The sequence below is a fragment of the Xenorhabdus bovienii genome, assembly GCF_024721015.1.
In the GTDB taxonomy this organism is placed as follows: Bacteria; Pseudomonadota; Gammaproteobacteria; order Enterobacterales; family Enterobacteriaceae; genus Xenorhabdus; species Xenorhabdus bovienii.
Genome location: NZ_JANAIF010000037.1, coordinates 23281 through 40725, shown reverse-complemented (window position 1 = coordinate 40725; position 17445 = coordinate 23281). Strand labels below are relative to the sequence as shown.

The following is a 17445-nucleotide window of genomic DNA, read 5'->3' as shown; positions in this document are numbered from 1 at the left end:
GGTGCGTGGTTCGACGACTTTCAGTCGTCGGCACCGAAGTGCGCTAACCCACCTACTTCAGTAGGTGGTAGTTAAGTTCCATCAAGGATTTTTGCGGCAACGGATAACCACAGAAAGTCTGGCAGGGTTGTTATTTCTGGATAGCTGTGGGGAATTGATACGTGCAGTTTCGATGCAAACCATATTCTTATAACCTTCTTTACTCATATCTTTCATACTGCTGGAAAGTTCGGCACCGGGATTCCAGCAAACTACATCACTATGGTGATAATGGTGAATTTCAATAGTTCGTTTCCACGGTGTATCACTGAGTAGGCTGAAATCTTCTGGTTCAGTATAAATACGGTCAATTCGTCCTTTAAAAGTCAGATCTTCGTGAACGTACTGTTTTTTATCGGCAACGGTATCGATAAAATGAGCACCAAGCCCGCTGACACAGATTTGATTGACATCACTGATATTGAAGTAAGAGTGGAGCGCACATGTTGCTTGATATTCTCCGTGAGACTCCAGCTCTATTTCGCAGGTTTCCCCTAACTTAAAACGGGCAATGAGTGTGAACTCGTGTGACCATAACTTATGTGTATCGGCGTTATCTTGTAGCGTAAATGTCAAGATCACGCCGTTTTCATTTTCATGGTGTGCCCTGAATTCCCAAGGTAAGATCCGTGCAAAACCGTGACTGGGAGCGCTTGTCGAGCCAAACCAAGGCCAGCAAATGGGAATGCCACCACGAATGGCTGTACCTGTATTAAATTCAGTGTTATCGCTTAACCATAATACAGGTTTTTCGCCACTGGGCTGCCATGTAATAAGATGTGCACCCTGAATACTGATTGCGCCGCGCACTTTAGGGTGTGAAACAACAATCAGCGGAAATCCTTCAATATTTCGCTGACTGATATAAGGAGATATTTGTTCTACAACCGGTAATGAGAAAATTTTATCAAGCATCTGTCATGACCTTATGTAAACCTGAGTTGGCGGTTGACTAGGAGCAAGAATAGCTCAATGTTTTTAAGAGATAAATCGGAATAGATAAAAAATAAAGCCACCTGCTTAAGGTGGCTTTATGAACGCAGATGCTATTCAATTATTTAGAGATATGAGCAACCAGATCCAGAACTTTATTAGAGTAACCCGTTTCGTTATCATACCAAGAAACTAGTTTCACAAAGTTATCGTTCAGCGCAATACCTGCTTTTGCATCAAATACAGAAGTCAGTTTTTCGCCGTTGAAATCAGTGGAAACAACATCATCTTCGGTGTAACCCAGAATGCCTTTCAGTTCGCCTTCTGAGGCTTCTTTAATTGCATCACAGATTTCTTTGTAAGTTGCTGGCTTAGCCAAACGAGCAGTCAGGTCAACAACAGAAACGTTAGGAGTAGGAACACGGAAAGACATACCCGTCAGTTTGCCGTTCAGTTCTGGGATAACTTTACCTACAGCTTTCGCGGCACCAGTAGAAGATGGGATGATGTTCTGTGCTGCACCACGGCCACCACGCCAGTCTTTTGCTGATGGGCCATCAACAGTTTTCTGAGTTGCAGTTGTTGCGTGAACAGTGGTCATCAGACCTTCAACGATACCGAATTTGTCATTGATAACTTTAGCCAGTGGAGCAAGGCAGTTGGTTGTGCAAGATGCGTTGGAAACGATCTCTTGACCTGCATAGGCATTGTGGTTGACACCCATAACGAACATTGGCGTGTCGTCTTTGGATGGGCCAGTCAGAACAACTTTTTTCGCGCCGGCAGCGATGTGCTTACGTGCAGTTTCGTCGGTCAGGAAAATACCGGTTGCTTCCGCAACAACATCAACACCCACTTCGTTCCATTTCAGGTTAGCTGGGTCTCTTTCAGATGTAACGCGGATAGTTTTGCCGTTAACAACCAGCTGACCATCTTTAACTTCAACAGTACCGTTGAAGCGGCCATGGGTTGAATCGTATTTCAGCATGTAAGCCATGTACTCTGCATCCAGCAGATCATTGATAGCAACGATTTCGATGTCTGAACGCTCTTGTGCGGCACGGAAAACAATACGGCCGATACGACCAAAACCGTTAATACCTACTTTGATAGTCATAGTATTCCACCAGCTATTTTTTAGTGAATTAAAAGTTGTTTCTAAAGTTACCAAAATCTTGTCAACCGTCAAGCGGAATCGTGTCAACAATTGAAAAAAATCAATTTAGAAATTACTATCTGAACGCTTGTTAGACAGCCAAGACAACTCTACGCCTTCCATTATCGGGGCATAAGTAGATATTTAAAGTTACCATCGGTTAGATATGTGAGACTTATCACAATTAGTAGAGCAAATTGCGATGTTGAATGGGTTAGAATGCTTCTCAACATTTTGATGTTGATTTTTTGTTGTTTTCGATGCTTTTTTATTGAAAATATTGGCCTTAAAAGGTGGTCGCTATGGCTAAAACTAAAAATATTTCCCTTTCTATAGAACAGCTTAGTGAAGTTCAGCGCTATGTTACGCAAAAAGCAGGAACCGAACCGCCATTTTCAGGAAAACTGCTGCATAACAAAAAAAGTGGCATTTACCACTGCCTGTGCTGCCGTCAGCCATTATTTGTTTCTGACACTAAATTTGATTCTGGCTGTGGATGGCCAAGCTTTTACCAGCCGTTCAATGATAAATCCATCAATTGTCTTGATGATTATTCTCACAACATGCATCGAATAGAAGTGCGTTGCAGTCACTGCCAGGCACACTTAGGACATGTTTTTCCCGATGGCCCCAAACCGACAGGAGAGCGCTTTTGCATCAATTCTGCGGCACTGCGCTTCATTGACGAGGAAACTGGGGATGAAACAGAAGGTTAGTTTCGTTACTGGGCCTGTTTTTTGACAAAACAGTAATTAGAGAAAAAACGATTCAGCATAATGTACGTAGCCGTAAGGAAATATCGATGAAGTTGGATGATTTACTCTCCGCCATGACACCTGAAATTTATCAGAGATTGGTTCAGGCTGTTGAATTAGGCAAGTGGCAGGATGGTGTACCGCTAACGCCGGAACAGAAAGAGCACAGTTTACAGATGGTGATGCTTTGGCAAGCCAAGCATAATCACGATCCTGAACACATGACGATTGGTACGGATGGCCAAATTACCATAAAAAGCAAACAAGAGTTGAAGGCCATGTTCCAGTCAGAAATGGTCGTGAAACTAAAACCACAGCCAGAAGAATGAGGAAATAACCTCGTCTTGTGCAGTGATTCGACGAGGTTATGTTCTGGAATATTATGTCCAGAAGTATTGGCTGTCGGTTTAAGAAAGTGTTGTTATTTCATGCAGTGGGATTAGTTTAGCGCCTTTAGTTGCCATTTCCTTAAATGCCTTCAGGCTGTCATCATCCTGAAGATTGACCCCACGACAACCATCAGTAATCACGTAGGTTTCATAGCCTTGTTCCAGTGCATCCAGTACTGTAAATTTTACGCAGTAATCCGTAGCAATACCCAACACAATCAGTCGTTGAATATTTTGATCCGCTAGCCACCCATGCAGTCGGGTTGCGTTCTTATGGTCATTATCAAAGAAGGCACTGTAGCTGTCTATCTGCGGATTTTCACCCTTACGGAAAATTTCTTGGATAGCGGATTGATTCAACGCAGGATGAAAATCTGCGCCGAATTGCCCTTGTACACAATGAACGGGCCACCATATTTGAGGAATGCCATTGAGCAGCCCAGATTCTCCAACAGGCTGACTGGCATTAACTGCAAAACTCATATGATTGGCGGGATGCCAGTCCTGACTTGCGATAACAGTGATATTGTTTTTCTGGCAGAGGCTGATGGCCTTATTCGCTATTGCGATGATCTCTTCACTCTCTTTGACTGCCAGTGCTCCTCCCGAACAGAAATCATTTTGCAGGTCGATAAGTAATAGTGCTGTTTTCATTATACCTCCGATTTCTTTTTCTATTATTCATCTGAATAGCTCAATTCGCCACGTAGATTCTGTTGCATAAGGTGGCGGATCTCTTCGGATTCATAGGACTGGCTCAATAAATAGTGCAATTTGGTCAGGGTGGCTTCAAAAGTCATGTCATAGCCACTGATTACACCTGATGTAGCCAGAGCGTGGCCGGTTGCATAACCTTCCATGTTGACTCGCCCAGAAATACATTGTGTTAAATTGACCACGATAATACCCCGTTCAGTCGCTTCCCTTAAGATCTTCAATAAATCAGCGTGCTGTGGGGCATTACCAACACCATAGGAGCGCAATATCAGTGCCTTGACGGGTTGCATCAGGATATTTTCAACAACTTGGCTGGATAATCCCGGATAGATAGTCACAACACCAATAGGCTGTGATGTAATCTGGTGTACGGTAAACTCATCATGACTGGCAGGTATCGGGCTTGTATTGAACGTACGGATGTTGATCCCTGCTTCGATCAGTGGCTGACAGTTGGGGGATGTGAAGGCCTCAAAGCCATCGGCATGGGCTTTAATTGTTCGATTCCCGCGAAACAGTTTATTGCTGAAAAATAAGCCGACTTCGTTGATGGGATAGTTAGCAGCTAGATACAGTGCATTAAGCAAATTTGTCTGACCATCAGAACGTAGAGCTTCCAGTGGAATTTGTGACCCTGTCACGATCACAGGTTTTTTAAGATTTTCAAACATGAAAGAGAGTGCTGACGCGGTAAAAGCCATAGTATCCGTACCATGCAGGATCACAAAGCCATCGTAGTAGTGGTAATTCTGGTAGATATCGTTGGCGATAATTCCCCAGTCGTTTGGACTCATATCAGAAGAATCAATCAGAGGCTGGTGTTCACGGATGGTAAAGGTTGGCATTTCTGGACGATGAAACTCTGGCATCTGCGCGAGTTGTCGTTGTAAATGACCAGAGACAGGGATGTAGCCATTAGGGGAGCGCTGCATCCCAATTGTGCCACCAGTGTAAACAACGTAAATAGATTTCTTCTGCATGTTAACGCCTCAATAAAAATACTCAGCCGGATTATAGGGAGTATATGGAATAAAAAAAGCCTGATGTAAGGATCAGGCTTTAAATTCGATGATATTGTCTAACGTTATTTTTAGCGGATATCCGCACAGTTCAGGCAGAACGTATAGATATTCTGAGGATCATTCATGCGGTTATAAAATACAGCTTGTTGTTTCATATCTTGCGCAATTTGGGCAATCGGAGCCGGCAACATTGATTGCAGGGCATTTGGCAGCAGTGTTTGTGCTGATGAGGAAAACTCCAGCATGAGTTTTTCAGAGAATGAGAGTTCTGGTTGCATCCAATTCAATGATACTGTTTTGATACCAGCTAATTGAGCAGCTTTATTGACTGCATCATCAAAGTCACCTAACTGATCGACCAGACCATTCTTCTTGGCATCACTGCCACTCCAGACTCGACCCTGAGCGATTTCTTTAATTTCATTCGGTGTCTTCTGGCGAGATTGTGCGACCAGTTCGATAAATTTATGATAGCCACTTTCAATAGACAGTTGCATGACATCAGAAAACATAGGGTTTATTCCTTTGGTTACTGAAATATCTGCCAACGGATGCGTTGAAATACCGTCTGTATTCACACCAAGATAATTTAAGCCTTTTTCATAAGTATTGAGAACACCAAAAACACCGATAGAGCCTGTCAGCGTATTTTTGTCAGCGATGATGTAGTTAGCTGGGGTTGAAATCCAATAGCCCCCTGAGGCAGCAAGTCCTCCCATGGACACAACAATCGGTTTTTGATTTTCTTTAACAGTACGACCTTCTTTATCTTTTACTGTTGTGCCTTCACGGATAGCGACGAGTTCACTGCGGATAAGTTCAGATGCACTGATACTACCCCCGGGGCTGTTCACGCGTAACACAATGGCTTTTATATTTGGATTCAGGCGTGCTTCACGAAGTTGTTCCGCTATGGTATCACCGCCCGCTATGCCTTCTGATTGTCTGCCATCCATGATTGCACCTTCGGCAATAATTACGGCAATGTTGCTATTGCTTTGATCAGAATTTTTGATTGGCTGCTGTGCGATATAATCATAGAGGCTGATATAATTGAAATGTTTGTTTTTTTCATCCCAACCAAATTTGTTGCTTAATTCTGTTTCAATGACATTCCGAGGTTTAATTTCGTCAACTAACTTATTTTTTGCAGCATACAGTGCACTATCTCCACCAGTTTGACGGAGTTTTTCAATAAACTGGATAGGTTCCGGCAGCACTTTATCGGCAGGGATTTTTCTGTTAACTGCAATCGTATTGCGGTAATTGTTCCAAAGTTCATTAAGCCAGAGGCTATCTGCTTGACGTGCTTCTTCGGACATATTGTCCCGTGTCATTGGCTCTACCGCTGATTTATATGTGCCGACACGGAAAATATGGGTGGAAACTTTCAGACTGTCCAATAATGACTTGTAATACAGATGATTAGTTGAGAAACCATGAAGGGACACGGCTCCCTGTGGAGAAAGGTATACTTTATTGGCATAGCTGGCTAAATAATATTGTGGTTGGCTATAATTATCACTGATGGCGATAACGGTTTTACCCGCTGCCTTAAACTCGTTGATGGCCTTGCCAATATATTGCATGGAAGGCTGATCGGCGCCGAGAAAATTATCTAGTTTTAATACCATACCAGTAATTTTAGCGTCATGTTTTGCCCGTCGAATACTGTCAACAATGTCGAACAGAGACGTTTCCTGCGAGCTACTACTGGATGCACCGATAAGATCCCGCCCAAATTGATCTAATGGACTACGGGCGGAGACTTGATCCACAACAATGCCAGACAGATCGACATATAAGGCTCCACGATAATCATCGCCAGATTTGGATTGTTGCTGATAAACCAGAATGCCAGTAGCTACTACAATCACTAGTAGGATAAAAATCAGATTTGAAATAAGTTGGCGAGCGAAATTTAGCAGTTTCCAACTCCATTTAAATAATGCTGCTATAAACTTCCATAAAGTACGCATGTCGTCTCCAAGTATGAGAGCAAATAGGGTTATCCTAATCAGCTAATCCGTAAATGTCAGCCGGAAATCACAGGAATGACTGAAAAAGTAGTTTCTGTACTTTCATTTAGTAACGATTAAACAGAGAATGTTGAGCCGTGACAAATTATCTTATTCAGGAGGAAATTATGAATGCTTTGGAACTTTTGTTGAATCGTCGTTCAGCTTCACGTTTAACCACGCCCGCCCCCGAAGGAAATGAGCTGGAGTATATTCTGGCGGCAGGGATGAGAGCGCCAGATCATGGGGCATTGCGTCCTTGGCATTTTGTCGTCATGCAGGGCGAGGGTATTGATAAATTCAGTAAATTGTTGGAAAAATCGGCGATTGAGAATGCTTTGGGCCAAGAAATTGAGGAAAAAGCGAGAAATGCACCTTATCGTGCACCCATGATTATCACTGTTATTGCCAAAGTTGTTGAGAATACGAAAATACCTGCATGGGAACAAATCGTAGCGGCTGGCTGTGCGGTTCATGCCATGCAAATGGCGGCTGTGGCTCAGGGGTTTGGTGGAATATGGCGTTCAGGATCATGGACAGAAGATCCAGTTGTCAAAGCAGGTCTGGGATGTGGAGAGAATGATAAAATCGTCGGGTTCCTCTACTTGGGAACACCGGTACTCAAAGCACCAGAAAAAGTAGCATTACCAGATTTAACTAACTTTGTTAGTTATTTCTAAGTGGAGCCAGCTATGTCAACTGAAATCCGTCTGACTCAGTATAGCCATGGTGCTGGATGTGGCTGTAAAATTTCGCCAAAAGTGTTGGAAGCTATTCTGCACGGTGAGCAGGCAAAATTTTTTGACCCAAATCTATTGGTTGGAAACGAAACACGTGACGATGCTGCCGTATACGATATCGGCAATGGTACCGGCATCATCAGTACTACGGATTTTTTCATGCCGATTGTTGATGATCCATTTGATTTTGGTCGCATTGCGGCCACTAATGCCATCAGTGATATCTATGCGATGGGGGGAAAGCCCATCATGGCGATTGCAATTTTGGGCTGGCCAATTGCTAAATTATCCCCAGAAATCGCGCAAAAAGTTATTGAAGGAGGCCGGGCCGTATGTAAAGAGGCTGGCATTTCTCTTGCTGGTGGGCACTCGATTGATGCGCCTGAACCTATTTTTGGCTTGGCCGTGACGGGTATCATTAATATCGATCGTGTGAAACGCAATAGTCAGGCAAAAGCGGGAAGCATTTTGTTCCTGACTAAACCTTTAGGTATTGGGGTATTGACTACTGCTGAGAAGAAAGGACTACTTCAACCCGGGCATCAAGGTATTGCAAAAGAAACGATGTGCCAGCTAAATAAGGCAGGTGCAGATTTCGCTGGTATCGATGGCGTTACAGCAATGACAGATGTCACGGGTTTTGGCTTACTTGGGCATCTGGGGGAAATCTGTGAGGGTTCCGGCGTTCAGGCAACGGTCAACTTTTCACAAGTCCCAAGATTGCCAGATGTTGATGACTATATTGAAAAAGGCTGCGTACCCGGAGGAACAGGGCGCAACTTTGACAGTTATGGACACTTGATTGGGGAACTGACAGCACGTCAGCGCCATCTCTTGTGTGATCCACAAACTTCGGGTGGTTTATTGCTGGCAGTACTGCCAGATGCCGTGGAAGAGGCGAAGGCCATTGCACGAAGCCACAACATTGATTTGATTGCCATTGGTGAACTGACTGAACCACGCTCAGACAGGGCATTGATTGAAGTTATTGAATAAATTCCATGCGTCTTTTTATTGCAGAAAAACCTAGCCTCGCGCGAGCTATTGCAGATGTTTTGCCTAAACCCCATCGTCGGGGGGATGGGTTTATCGAATGCGGTAACAACCAATTCGTGACTTGGTGCGTAGGCCATCTATTGGAGCAGGCCGAGCCAGATGCCTACGATAGCCGTTATGCGCGTTGGGTCTTGTCTGATTTACCAATCATTCCTGAAAAATGGCAGTTGAAGCCACGGGTTGCTGTGGCTAAACAACTTAACACGATTAAATCCCTTCTGGAAAAAGCGGACGAAGTTATCCACGCAGGTGACCCTGATCGCGAAGGGCAGTTACTGGTGGACGAAGTGCTGGATTTTCTGAGCCTTAGGGATGATAAAAAACAGAACGTCCAGCGCTGTCTGATTAATGACCTGAACCCCCAGGCGGTAATCAAGGCGATTGAACGTCTGAGGAGTAACCGGGAATTCATCCCTCTGTGTGTTTCTGCACTCGCCAGAGCCAGAGCCGACTGGCTCTATGGCATTAACATGACTCGTGCTTATACATTATTGGGACAGAATGCTGGCTATCAGGGAGTGTTATCTGTCGGACGTGTCCAGACACCGGTTTTGGGGTTGGTTGTTCGTCGTGACGAGGAAATAGAGCACTTTGTGCCGAAAGATTTCTTTGAAGTTAAGGCGCACATTGTTACGCCAAACGAGGAACGATTTACGACCTTATGGCAGCCTAGTGAATCCTGCATTGATTTTCAAGATGAAGAAGGGCGGCTCATACACCAGCCATTGGCAGAGCATGTAGTGGCTCGTATTACGGGACAGCCTGCTTATGTTACTGCCTATCAGGATAAGCGGGAATCAGAAACGGCACCGTTGCCATTTTCTCTTTCTTCCTTGCAGATTGAAGCGGCCAAGCGTTTTGGTTTAAGTGCTCAGAATGTACTGGATATCTGCCAGCGACTTTATGAAACCCATAAACTGATCACCTATCCGCGTTCTGATTGCCGTTATTTGCCTGAAGAACATTTCGTCGGGCGTCATGCTGTCTTGAATGCCATCTCGATTCATTCTTCTGATTTACTTCCGCAGGATGCACTGGAGAGTGATAAGAAGAACCGTTGCTGGGATGATAAGAAAGTTGATGCGCACCACGCGATTGTTCCTACTGCTCGAAGCAGACAAGTCAATTTGACAGAGAATGAAAGGCAAATTTATGGTTTGATTGCCAGACAGTATCTGATGCAGTTTTTACCAGATGCGGTATTCCGTAAATGCACGATTGAACTTGATATTGCGGGTGGCAAATTCCTTGCTAAAGCGCGTTTTCTGGCCGAAGCAGGTTGGAGAACTCTTCTTGGCAACAAGGAGCGGGATGAGGAGAATGAAGGCACTCCATTGCCTGTTGTTGCCAAGGGGGATGAGCTTTTGTGTGAAAAAGGGGAAGTGGTGGAAAGGCAGACTCAACCGCCGCGCCCTTTTAGCGATGCGACTTTACTATCCGCTATGACAGGTATTGCACGATTTGTACAGGATAAATCACTGAAGAAGGTGCTACGTGCGACGGATGGATTAGGTACAGAGGCAACAAGGGCCGGTATTATTGAACTGCTGTTCAAGCGAGAATTCTTGTACAAAAAAGGGCGTAATATTCATGCTACGCCTGCTGGACGAGCACTTATTCATGTATTGCCGGATATGGCTGTATTACCGGATATGACTGCACATTGGGAATCCAGATTAACGCAAATCAGTGAAAAACAGTTTCGTTATCAGGATTTTATGCTGCCCCTTCAGGAAACGTTACAGCAGTTAATCGGGCAGGCGAAACAGTATCGAAACTTGAAAGCTTTTAGGGACTTGCCTCCTGTTCCCGCAAAAGGCAAAAAAGGAAAAACAAAACAGGTAAAAAAGGGCAAAGAAAAAGTGAATAAAACGGAATAAGAGTAACCGAAATGATAACACAGCACCGTCATTGAAGGTGCTGTGTTTCATGTTTGAAAATTATATTCTAAACTCTGCCCAGACCGGTGCATGGTCAGAGGATTTTTCCATGCTGCGGATAGCGTAATCTATGCCAGAAGAGAGGCACCGTTCTGCCAATGGGCGGCTGGCAAGCAGTAAATCAATGCGCAGCCCTCGATTATCATCAAACCCTTTTGAGCGATAGTCAAACCAAGAGAACTGGTTGCTGGCTTCTGGATGCTGTGCCCGGAATGTGTCGATTAAGCCCCAGTCTTTAAGACGGCCCATCCATTCTCTTTCTTCCGGTAAAAAAGAACACTTCCCTGTTTTTAACCAGCGTTTCTGATTATTTTCTCCGATCCCAATATCGAGATCAGTTGGGCTGATATTCATATCACCCATAATGAGAATATGTGAATCTGGAGATTGGTTTTTTTCCAGATAGCGATTCAGATCCTGATAAAATCTCTCTTTTGCCGGAAATTTAACCGGATGTTCACGGCTTTCGCCTTGAGGAAAATACCCGTTGATTATGGTCAATAAGCCTTGCGGCGTTTCGATATCAGCCATAATGATGCGCCTCTGTGCTTCATCATCATCAGTAGGAAAGCCTTTACGAACAGCAACGGGTTGCTGACGGGTGAGCAGGGCAACACCGTAGTGGGATTTCTGGCCGTGATAGAAGATGTGGTAACCAAGCTTGCTAACTTCTTCTAAAGGAAACATTTCATCATGAACTTTTGTTTCCTGCAATCCGATAACATCTGGTTGGTGCTGTTCAACGATGGCAGCAAGTTGGTGAGGACGCGCCCGCAGGCCATTAATATTGAATGAGACAAATTTCATATCGTTATAATCACCTTTAGAATAAGCTGTTTTTCAATGTTAACAGATATAAATAAGAATGTAACTACTTATTAAATAATAATTTTTAGCTGATTACTTGGATATTTAGCTATTTTACTCCTATATGTCATACTATACTGAATATAATACTCTCATTACCTGAAATTTTGAGTGAGTAATCGTTTTTAAATAATGAAAACCATAGAATTAATAAGTGGTAAATTAATGAATAAATAACGGTATGTTAGTTATAATGGGTTATATTAAACATTCGATATTATAATTTTTGCAAGTATTTTTATTTTATAAATTTATTTTGTGTCACGCATTACAAAAAATAATTAATGAAAAAGTAGAAGAGTTAATCAATCTCTGATAGAAAATTAAACGTGTAGGTCATGCTTATATTTATTAATGGCTTACAATCACGGTGGAATATTCATCATGATATAGATGAATAATATAGTTCATCTAAACCGCATTATTGCATCAGGGACTGGTATTTTTATATAAATGCCATTTGAAAAACATTTGTTTTTATTGTACAAAATTATACCTTCATAATATCAAGTTTGATTTAGCGGTTACCTGATGAGAAGGCCATTTCAAGGAAATTATTTTAGCCACAAGTTACATAGGAACGGTGAATTATGTTTTTTTCTCGTAAATTAGAAGCATTCATGGCGGTGGTGGAAATGGGTTCTTTAAGCAAAGCGGCAAGAGTGATGAACCGTACGACTCCCCCAGTCGCTAAATCAATTAAAGACTTCGAAGCGACGTTAGGAAAGCGCTTATTTAAAAGGGAGAAGTTTGGGATGATTCTGACCAAAGACGGAGTGGAGCTATATAATGACCTAAAAGAACTCTATTTGAAAGAGAAAGAAATTACAAAGAAACACATCAGCGGGAGTATTTGTAATGTTGTAAATATATACCATGATTGGGGTAAGAAAAAGCATCTAATTTCGCTTTATAAAGCAGCAGACAGAAATAATGCTCAGGTTAATATATTACGCTTCAGTTATGATAACATCGATGAAATAGTTGACTATGAGGGCAATACGATAATTTTAAGTTCAGAAAAAGTACTCAGTGATCGATTCAGCCTTGTCCGAAAAATTGAAGGGCCAAATTTAGGGATCTGCTGCCGTAAAGAATTATTGGATGAGGTTCATGGCGACTTTACTCAATTGCTGAAAAAGAGAACATGGTTATGTGATCCAGTACTCTATAAAGGTAATTTGATAAAGAATTTAGAAGAAGAGATGATAAGGAATGGAGAGAAAGTCAATATACGGCAAATGGATAGTATCGAGTGCTGTCTTAATTTTATTCAGTCAACAGATTATATCTTTATTACAGATTCCCACTCTGGTGCATTGGAAGAGGGAGAAAGCTTAGGCTTCATTCCAATATCACGAACTGATGCAGTTAATCAGTGTTATGTCTACAAATCAAAATCTCATTCAAGCGTGTTAAATCGCTTTATAGACTCTGTCAGCGATATGGAGTAATCAGATTGCATAAGCGGAGCGAAATGCCATACCCAAGCTCCGCTCTTGGTGCTTATTCAAACACGCTAATTTTGTAATATTCATCTGCTCTTTGAGCGAATTACTTGTTCTTTCCCCATGCTGACACCTGTTGATTGTGGCAGTTGATGAAAGTAACAGAACATCTATTTGATGGTGTGGGGGAAGGATAATTCATCACTTCTTTCCCCTTCCTACGGATCAACGCGTTTCGCACATTGTTATCTTACTTCACATATTGTTATTTCGCTGTGCTCAATTCGAACCTTGATCGGAGGTTTTTGTCTTACTCAAAGTGGGAATTTATTGAATTTTGGATTTATTGGAGATTAAGAGTATTTCTTTGATGGATGGTGGTGGGGGAAGGATTCGAACCTTCGAAGTCTGTGACGGCAGATTTACAGTCTGCTCCCTTTGGCCGCTCGGGAACCCCACCAAATTTTTTAATTGTATGCTATCGTTGACAGCGGACGGCATAATATCAGATAAGCCGCCGCTGTAAAGTAGATAATTGAAAATAAAGTATCAAATGCTGTTTTTTTAAACTTGATGCTCAAATCCCATTCCATCAGGTCAGATCATCAACAGCAATAAGCCCCTGACAGACAAAAAATACTTTATTTTTTATCAAAGAATGACAGTACGATTACCATACACAAAAACCCGCTGAGAAAAGACCCAGTGCAATGCCTGACTCAGCACATTTTTTTCAACATCCAATCCTGCGCGCTTCATTTCCTCGGCAGTATAGGTATGATCCACATTTATCACATCCTGTGTGATGATTGGGCCTTCATCCAAGTTATCATTCACATAATGTGCAGTAGCACCTATTATTTTGACGCCACGCTCATAAGCCTGGTGATAGGGGCGAGCACCAATAAAAGCAGGCAAGAATGAATGGTGAATGTTGATGATTTGGTTCGGATAATGCTGAACAAATGCTGGCGTCAAGACACGCATATACTTAGCGAGTACAACATAATCGGGTTTATATTGATCGATTTGAACCATCAATGCTTCGTCATGTTGTTCTCGGGTTAAACCATCATGACTAATGTAGTGGAACGGAATATCAAATTGTTCCACCAAGTGTTGCAGGATAGTATGGTTGCCGATAACGGCAGCAATTTCGACATCCAATCCACCGTAAGCGCTTTTCACCAAGATGTCACCAATACAATGAGCTTCTTTTGTCACCATGATAACAATACGGCGACGACCCGCTGTATTTAATTCACGGTTTGAACCCGCAGGCAAGGCATCATCCAGATCGGCTAGAAATGTTTCATCATTGAAAATACCTTCCAGCTCTGTGCGCATAAAAAAACGGCCAGTACGATGATCTACAAATTCATTATTTTGAACAATATTCAATTGATGCTTGTAGCAAATGTTCGTGATCTTTGCGATTAATCCTTTGGCATCAGGACAGATTGTACGCAAGATTTTTTTTTGTATGTTTGCGTTTTGCATGGATTACATGATCCTTAAATGTTCTTCACTGTGTGTGAGTTGTTGTGTTTGATATTTGGATATTGATCTAGCCACAGCACTTTTTGTATTTTTTGCCTGAACCACATGGACAAGGACTATTACGGCCTGTTTGGGGACGTATGCCATCTAAATAAAACCAATGCTGGTCAATGCGCAAAAAACGGGAGCGCTCATGAACCAATTGCCTATCTTGTTTTCCTTGCTCAATAAAGCAGGCTGAAAATTCGACATAGGATTCGTTATTATGTTGCCCTTCAACTGTCTCAATCACATTTAGCCCTAGCCACTGTACACCCGCAAAACTCTGTTCTATTTCAGAACGCCAGCTTTCAGCTTGACAATCTGGGTGCCAGGTCGCGATGAGATAATCTGCATTTTTTGTTGCATAAGCACTATATCTGGAACGCATCAAAGATTCGGCATCTGGAGCGGAGTGGTGATTTTCAAGATAGGGGCCGCAGCAATGTACGAAAAGTGAGTCGCTGCCACAAGGGCATATTTTTGTCAAAATAACTCCGGTTGTTTAAGTAGTTGCTGTTAATATGACCGATACTGCAAAGATATGTAAGAGTACAAATAGTAATGACCTATTGGACTATGATTGGCTGATGATACCCGAATATGGGTAATAGCCGCAATGCTTGGTAAGGGGCTACTGTTGTGGAAAAGGTATTGCAGGGTAAGAGGATATTAGTTGTAGAGGATGAACCCGTTTTTTGCTCCTTATTAACAGATTACCTAAACTCTCTGGGTGCGATAACGATGTGTGCATCAAATGGAGAAATGGCATTACAGACGGTTGATAGAGAGATAAAACCTGAACTCATTTTCTGCGATTTAAGCATGCCTATTATGGATGGCATTGAATTTATGGGCCATATGGCGATTAAGGGGTTGACTATTCCTATCATTATTGTTTCCTCTACAAATAAGATGACGGAGATAGATGATGTGCTGCGCCTTGGAGCTAAAGACATTCTGCTAAAGCCGATAGCCAATCTCAATGAGGTAAAGAAAATGGCTTTGGATTATTTACATCCGAAGGTATTTATGTCTGATACGATAGAGCAAAACCGCCTGATTCAGGAACTGTCGAAACTAAAACAAAATACGGAATCAGTCTGGTGTTTATTACAACAACTACAGCCACCTGTCTCCCAAATTATTGCTAACTGTAGGGTAAATTACCGCTTATTAAATACAGTAGGTAAAATGGGTTTGGTTTTTGACATCACAGCACTTTCTGATCATGAAATGATTTTCTATTGTCTGGATATTAGCCATTCGAAAGATAATGGTGCTGTATCTGCACTGCTATTGAGAGTGGTTTTCAATAATTTATTGAAAAAACGAAAGTTTCATAAAAAAAGTGGTCTGCCAGATATGCAAGAGATCATGAACTGGGTGAACCGGATATTAAATGATACGGAGATTTTGGAACCACTTCCATTATTATTGGGTTATTACAATACGCATAATAAAACCATCTTAATGTCATCAGCAGGATTAAGTGCGCGTATTCAGTCTGGTAATCATCAGCAGCAGCTGGATAGAGGGATTCCTCTTGGTACGTTGAAGATGATTCATTCACATCAGGTATGTGAACATAGTTCTCTTTGGCAGTGCCGCATATGGAATAACAAAAATCAAATAAAACTGATGTTTTCCCCACCATTTTATCAGTGATTCTATAGCATTTATGCATCATTCTCAGGCGATATTACACATTGAATTATGGGAATGTAATTAAACGCCAGCGCACTGTAAATCTAGTTGATTTAGCTGGTATACTCGGGCGCATTATTTTTTACGCCTGTTTACGCGGGCGATTTTCTTCACACATACGTTTTTTCAGAAAGTTAGTGTTATTGTTTAAGCTGCGAAAGGCGTTTTTTCAGCGACAACAAATCCGTAGGAGACAATGTAATGTCAGTTATAAACAAAAAGGTAAAAAAAGCTGTTATTCCTGTTGCTGGTTTGGGAACAAGGATGTTACCGGCTACCAAAGCCATTCCTAAAGAAATGCTCCCGCTGGTTGATAAACCACTTATTCAGTATGTCGTTAATGAATGTATTAAGGCGGGTATTAATGAAATTATTCTGGTTACACATTCATCCAAAAACTCTATAGAAAACCATTTTGATACCAGTTTTGAGCTGGAAGCGATCCTTGAAAGGAGGGTCAAGCGCCAGTTGCTAGATGAAGTACAGTCAATTTGCCCAAATCATGTGACAATTATGCAAACCCGTCAGGGGATCGCAAAAGGATTGGGCCATGCGGTGTTATGTGCTAAGCCACTGATTGGTGATGAACCATTTGCTGTCATTCTGCCAGATGTCATTTTGGATGAATACAGTACAGATTTGTCGAAATATAATTTGAGTGAAATGTTGTCACGCTTTAATAGCAGTGGAGCGAGCCAGATTTTGGTTGAACCCGTTCCTTTGGAAAGCGTCGCCGATTATGGGGTTGTTGATTGCCTTGGTGAAAACCTGCAACCTGGTGACAGCAAACCTATTGTTCGTGTTGTTGAAAAACCCAAACCGGAAGAAGCCCCATCGAATCTTTCCATCGTTGGTCGCTATGTGTTGTCTGAAAAAATCTGGCCATTATTGGCGAAAACTGCACCTGGTGCAGGAGATGAAATTCAGCTGACAGATGCCATTGCTATGCTAATGGAAAAAGAACCCGTTGAAGCTTATCACTTGCAAGGCCGCAGTCATGATTGTGGTAATAAATTGGGTTATATGCAGGCATTCGTCGAATATGGTATGAAGCATAAGGACTTAGGTGCAGCATTCAAGGATTGGATCATGACATTGCAGAATCAGATCGAAAAATAA

At 42.2% G+C, this 17445-nt stretch carries 16 protein-coding genes, 1 tRNA gene and 1 other RNA gene; 8 read left to right on the top strand and 10 right to left on the bottom strand.

The window, feature by feature from the left end; translation table 11 throughout:
• Window positions 1–81: 81 nt before the first annotated feature.
• The gene (locus NXS07_RS11495; protein ID WP_258086775.1) at window positions 82–954 is read right to left on the bottom strand and encodes a D-hexose-6-phosphate mutarotase; all 873 of its coding nucleotides are present in this window, start codon (window positions 952–954) and stop codon (window positions 82–84) included.
• Window positions 955–1093: 139 nt separating this feature from the next.
• The gene (gene gapA, locus NXS07_RS11490; RefSeq protein ID WP_038192158.1) at window positions 1094–2089 is read right to left on the bottom strand and encodes a glyceraldehyde-3-phosphate dehydrogenase; all 996 of its coding nucleotides are present in this window, start codon (window positions 2087–2089) and stop codon (window positions 1094–1096) included.
• Between the two features lie 341 nt (window positions 2090–2430).
• Here gapA and msrB point away from each other — a divergent pair, with 341 nt between their 5' ends.
• Window positions 2431–2844 carry a peptide-methionine (R)-S-oxide reductase MsrB gene (gene msrB / locus NXS07_RS11485; protein WP_038218197.1) on the top strand — a complete coding sequence of 138 codons (414 nt, stop codon included), beginning with the start codon at window positions 2431–2433 and terminating at the stop codon, window positions 2842–2844.
• Window positions 2845–2930: 86 nt separating this feature from the next.
• Window positions 2931–3212: a YeaC family protein gene (locus NXS07_RS11480; protein WP_038188948.1), complete on the top strand. Its 282-nt coding sequence runs from the start codon at window positions 2931–2933 to the stop codon at window positions 3210–3212.
• Window positions 3213–3290: 78 nt separating this feature from the next.
• On the opposite strand, the gene pncA is transcribed toward NXS07_RS11480, so the two are convergent.
• The 3 genes from pncA to sppA form a co-directional block, all read right to left on the bottom strand.
• Complete coding sequence (gene pncA / locus NXS07_RS11475; RefSeq protein ID WP_038218195.1) at window positions 3291–3926, bottom strand: bifunctional nicotinamidase/pyrazinamidase; 636 nt, start codon at window positions 3924–3926, stop codon at window positions 3291–3293.
• A 23-nt stretch (window positions 3927–3949) separates the two neighbouring features.
• On the bottom strand, window positions 3950–4969 hold the full coding sequence (gene ansA, locus NXS07_RS11470; protein ID WP_038218193.1) for an asparaginase: 1020 nt from the start codon (window positions 4967–4969) through the stop codon (window positions 3950–3952).
• Between the two features lie 110 nt (window positions 4970–5079).
• Window positions 5080–6990, bottom strand: coding sequence for a signal peptide peptidase SppA (sppA, locus tag NXS07_RS11465; protein WP_046336747.1), 1911 nt, complete (start codon window positions 6988–6990; stop codon window positions 5080–5082).
• Between the two features lie 167 nt (window positions 6991–7157).
• Here sppA and NXS07_RS11460 point away from each other — a divergent pair, with 167 nt between their 5' ends.
• The 3 genes from NXS07_RS11460 to NXS07_RS11450 are packed head-to-tail and all read left to right on the top strand — an operon-like array spanning window position 7158 to window position 10705.
• Window positions 7158–7709, top strand: a complete 552-nt coding sequence (locus NXS07_RS11460) for an NAD(P)H nitroreductase (RefSeq protein ID WP_038208631.1) — start codon at window positions 7158–7160, stop codon at window positions 7707–7709.
• Window positions 7710–7721: 12 nt separating this feature from the next.
• Window positions 7722–8765, top strand: a complete 1044-nt coding sequence (gene selD, locus NXS07_RS11455; protein ID WP_258086774.1) for a selenide, water dikinase SelD — start codon at window positions 7722–7724, stop codon at window positions 8763–8765.
• A gap of 5 nt (window positions 8766–8770) precedes the next feature.
• Window positions 8771–10705 (top strand): DNA topoisomerase III, encoded by a 1935-nt coding sequence (locus NXS07_RS11450; protein WP_258086773.1) that lies wholly within the window; start codon window positions 8771–8773, stop codon window positions 10703–10705.
• Window positions 10706–10765: 60 nt separating this feature from the next.
• Here NXS07_RS11450 and xthA read toward each other — a convergent pair whose 3' ends face one another.
• On the bottom strand, window positions 10766–11572 hold the full coding sequence (gene xthA / locus NXS07_RS11445; RefSeq protein ID WP_258086772.1) for an exodeoxyribonuclease III: 807 nt from the start codon (window positions 11570–11572) through the stop codon (window positions 10766–10768).
• Window positions 11573–12222: 650 nt separating this feature from the next.
• On the opposite strand from xthA, the gene NXS07_RS11440 reads away from it, so the two are divergent.
• On the top strand, window positions 12223–13086 hold the full coding sequence (locus tag NXS07_RS11440) for a helix-turn-helix domain-containing protein (protein ID WP_038188925.1): 864 nt from the start codon (window positions 12223–12225) through the stop codon (window positions 13084–13086).
• Between the two features lie 171 nt (window positions 13087–13257).
• Here NXS07_RS11440 and NXS07_RS11435 read toward each other — a convergent pair.
• The 4 genes from NXS07_RS11435 to NXS07_RS11420 form a co-directional block, all read right to left on the bottom strand.
• Window positions 13258–13410: non-coding RNA, RtT sRNA (locus tag NXS07_RS11435), on the bottom strand.
• A gap of 45 nt (window positions 13411–13455) precedes the next feature.
• Window positions 13456–13540 (bottom strand) — tRNA-Tyr (locus NXS07_RS11430).
• 191 nt (window positions 13541–13731) lie between these two features.
• Complete coding sequence (gene purU / locus NXS07_RS11425) at window positions 13732–14580, bottom strand: formyltetrahydrofolate deformylase (RefSeq protein WP_038188923.1); 849 nt, start codon at window positions 14578–14580, stop codon at window positions 13732–13734.
• A 67-nt stretch (window positions 14581–14647) separates the two neighbouring features.
• Entirely contained in the window at window positions 14648–15109 is a 462-nt protein-coding gene (locus NXS07_RS11420; RefSeq protein ID WP_038224740.1) for a YchJ family protein, read from the bottom strand.
• Between the two features lie 152 nt (window positions 15110–15261).
• Here NXS07_RS11420 and rssB point away from each other — a divergent pair, with 152 nt between their 5' ends.
• Both rssB and galU read left to right on the top strand, forming a co-directional pair.
• Window positions 15262–16287 carry a two-component system response regulator RssB gene (rssB, locus tag NXS07_RS11415; RefSeq protein WP_038224738.1) on the top strand — a complete coding sequence of 342 codons (1026 nt, stop codon included), beginning with the start codon at window positions 15262–15264 and terminating at the stop codon, window positions 16285–16287.
• 240 nt (window positions 16288–16527) lie between these two features.
• Window positions 16528–17445, top strand: coding sequence for a UTP--glucose-1-phosphate uridylyltransferase GalU (gene galU, locus NXS07_RS11410; RefSeq protein WP_038208622.1), 918 nt, complete (start codon window positions 16528–16530; stop codon window positions 17443–17445).

Coding starts and splice junctions, on each gene's coding strand:
- NXS07_RS11460 (WP_038208631.1), top strand. CDS start 7,158: ATGAATGCTTTGGAACTTTTGTTGAATCGTCGTTCAGCTTCACGTTTA.
- pncA (WP_038218195.1), bottom strand. CDS start 3,926: ATGAAAACAGCACTATTACTTATCGACCTGCAAAATGATTTCTGTTCG.
- gapA (WP_038192158.1), bottom strand. CDS start 2,089: ATGACTATCAAAGTAGGTATTAACGGTTTTGGTCGTATCGGCCGTATT.
- galU (WP_038208622.1), top strand. CDS start 16,528: ATGTCAGTTATAAACAAAAAGGTAAAAAAAGCTGTTATTCCTGTTGCT.
- msrB (WP_038218197.1), top strand. CDS start 2,431: ATGGCTAAAACTAAAAATATTTCCCTTTCTATAGAACAGCTTAGTGAA.
- NXS07_RS11495 (WP_258086775.1), bottom strand. CDS start 954: ATGCTTGATAAAATTTTCTCATTACCGGTTGTAGAACAAATATCTCCT.
- ansA (WP_038218193.1), bottom strand. CDS start 4,969: ATGCAGAAGAAATCTATTTACGTTGTTTACACTGGTGGCACAATTGGG.
- selD (WP_258086774.1), top strand. CDS start 7,722: ATGTCAACTGAAATCCGTCTGACTCAGTATAGCCATGGTGCTGGATGT.
- purU (WP_038188923.1), bottom strand. CDS start 14,580: ATGCAAAACGCAAACATACAAAAAAAAATCTTGCGTACAATCTGTCCT.
- NXS07_RS11480 (WP_038188948.1), top strand. CDS start 2,931: ATGAAGTTGGATGATTTACTCTCCGCCATGACACCTGAAATTTATCAG.
- NXS07_RS11440 (WP_038188925.1), top strand. CDS start 12,223: ATGTTTTTTTCTCGTAAATTAGAAGCATTCATGGCGGTGGTGGAAATG.
- xthA (WP_258086772.1), bottom strand. CDS start 11,572: ATGAAATTTGTCTCATTCAATATTAATGGCCTGCGGGCGCGTCCTCAC.
- sppA (WP_046336747.1), bottom strand. CDS start 6,990: ATGCGTACTTTATGGAAGTTTATAGCAGCATTATTTAAATGGAGTTGG.
- NXS07_RS11450 (WP_258086773.1), top strand. CDS start 8,771: ATGCGTCTTTTTATTGCAGAAAAACCTAGCCTCGCGCGAGCTATTGCA.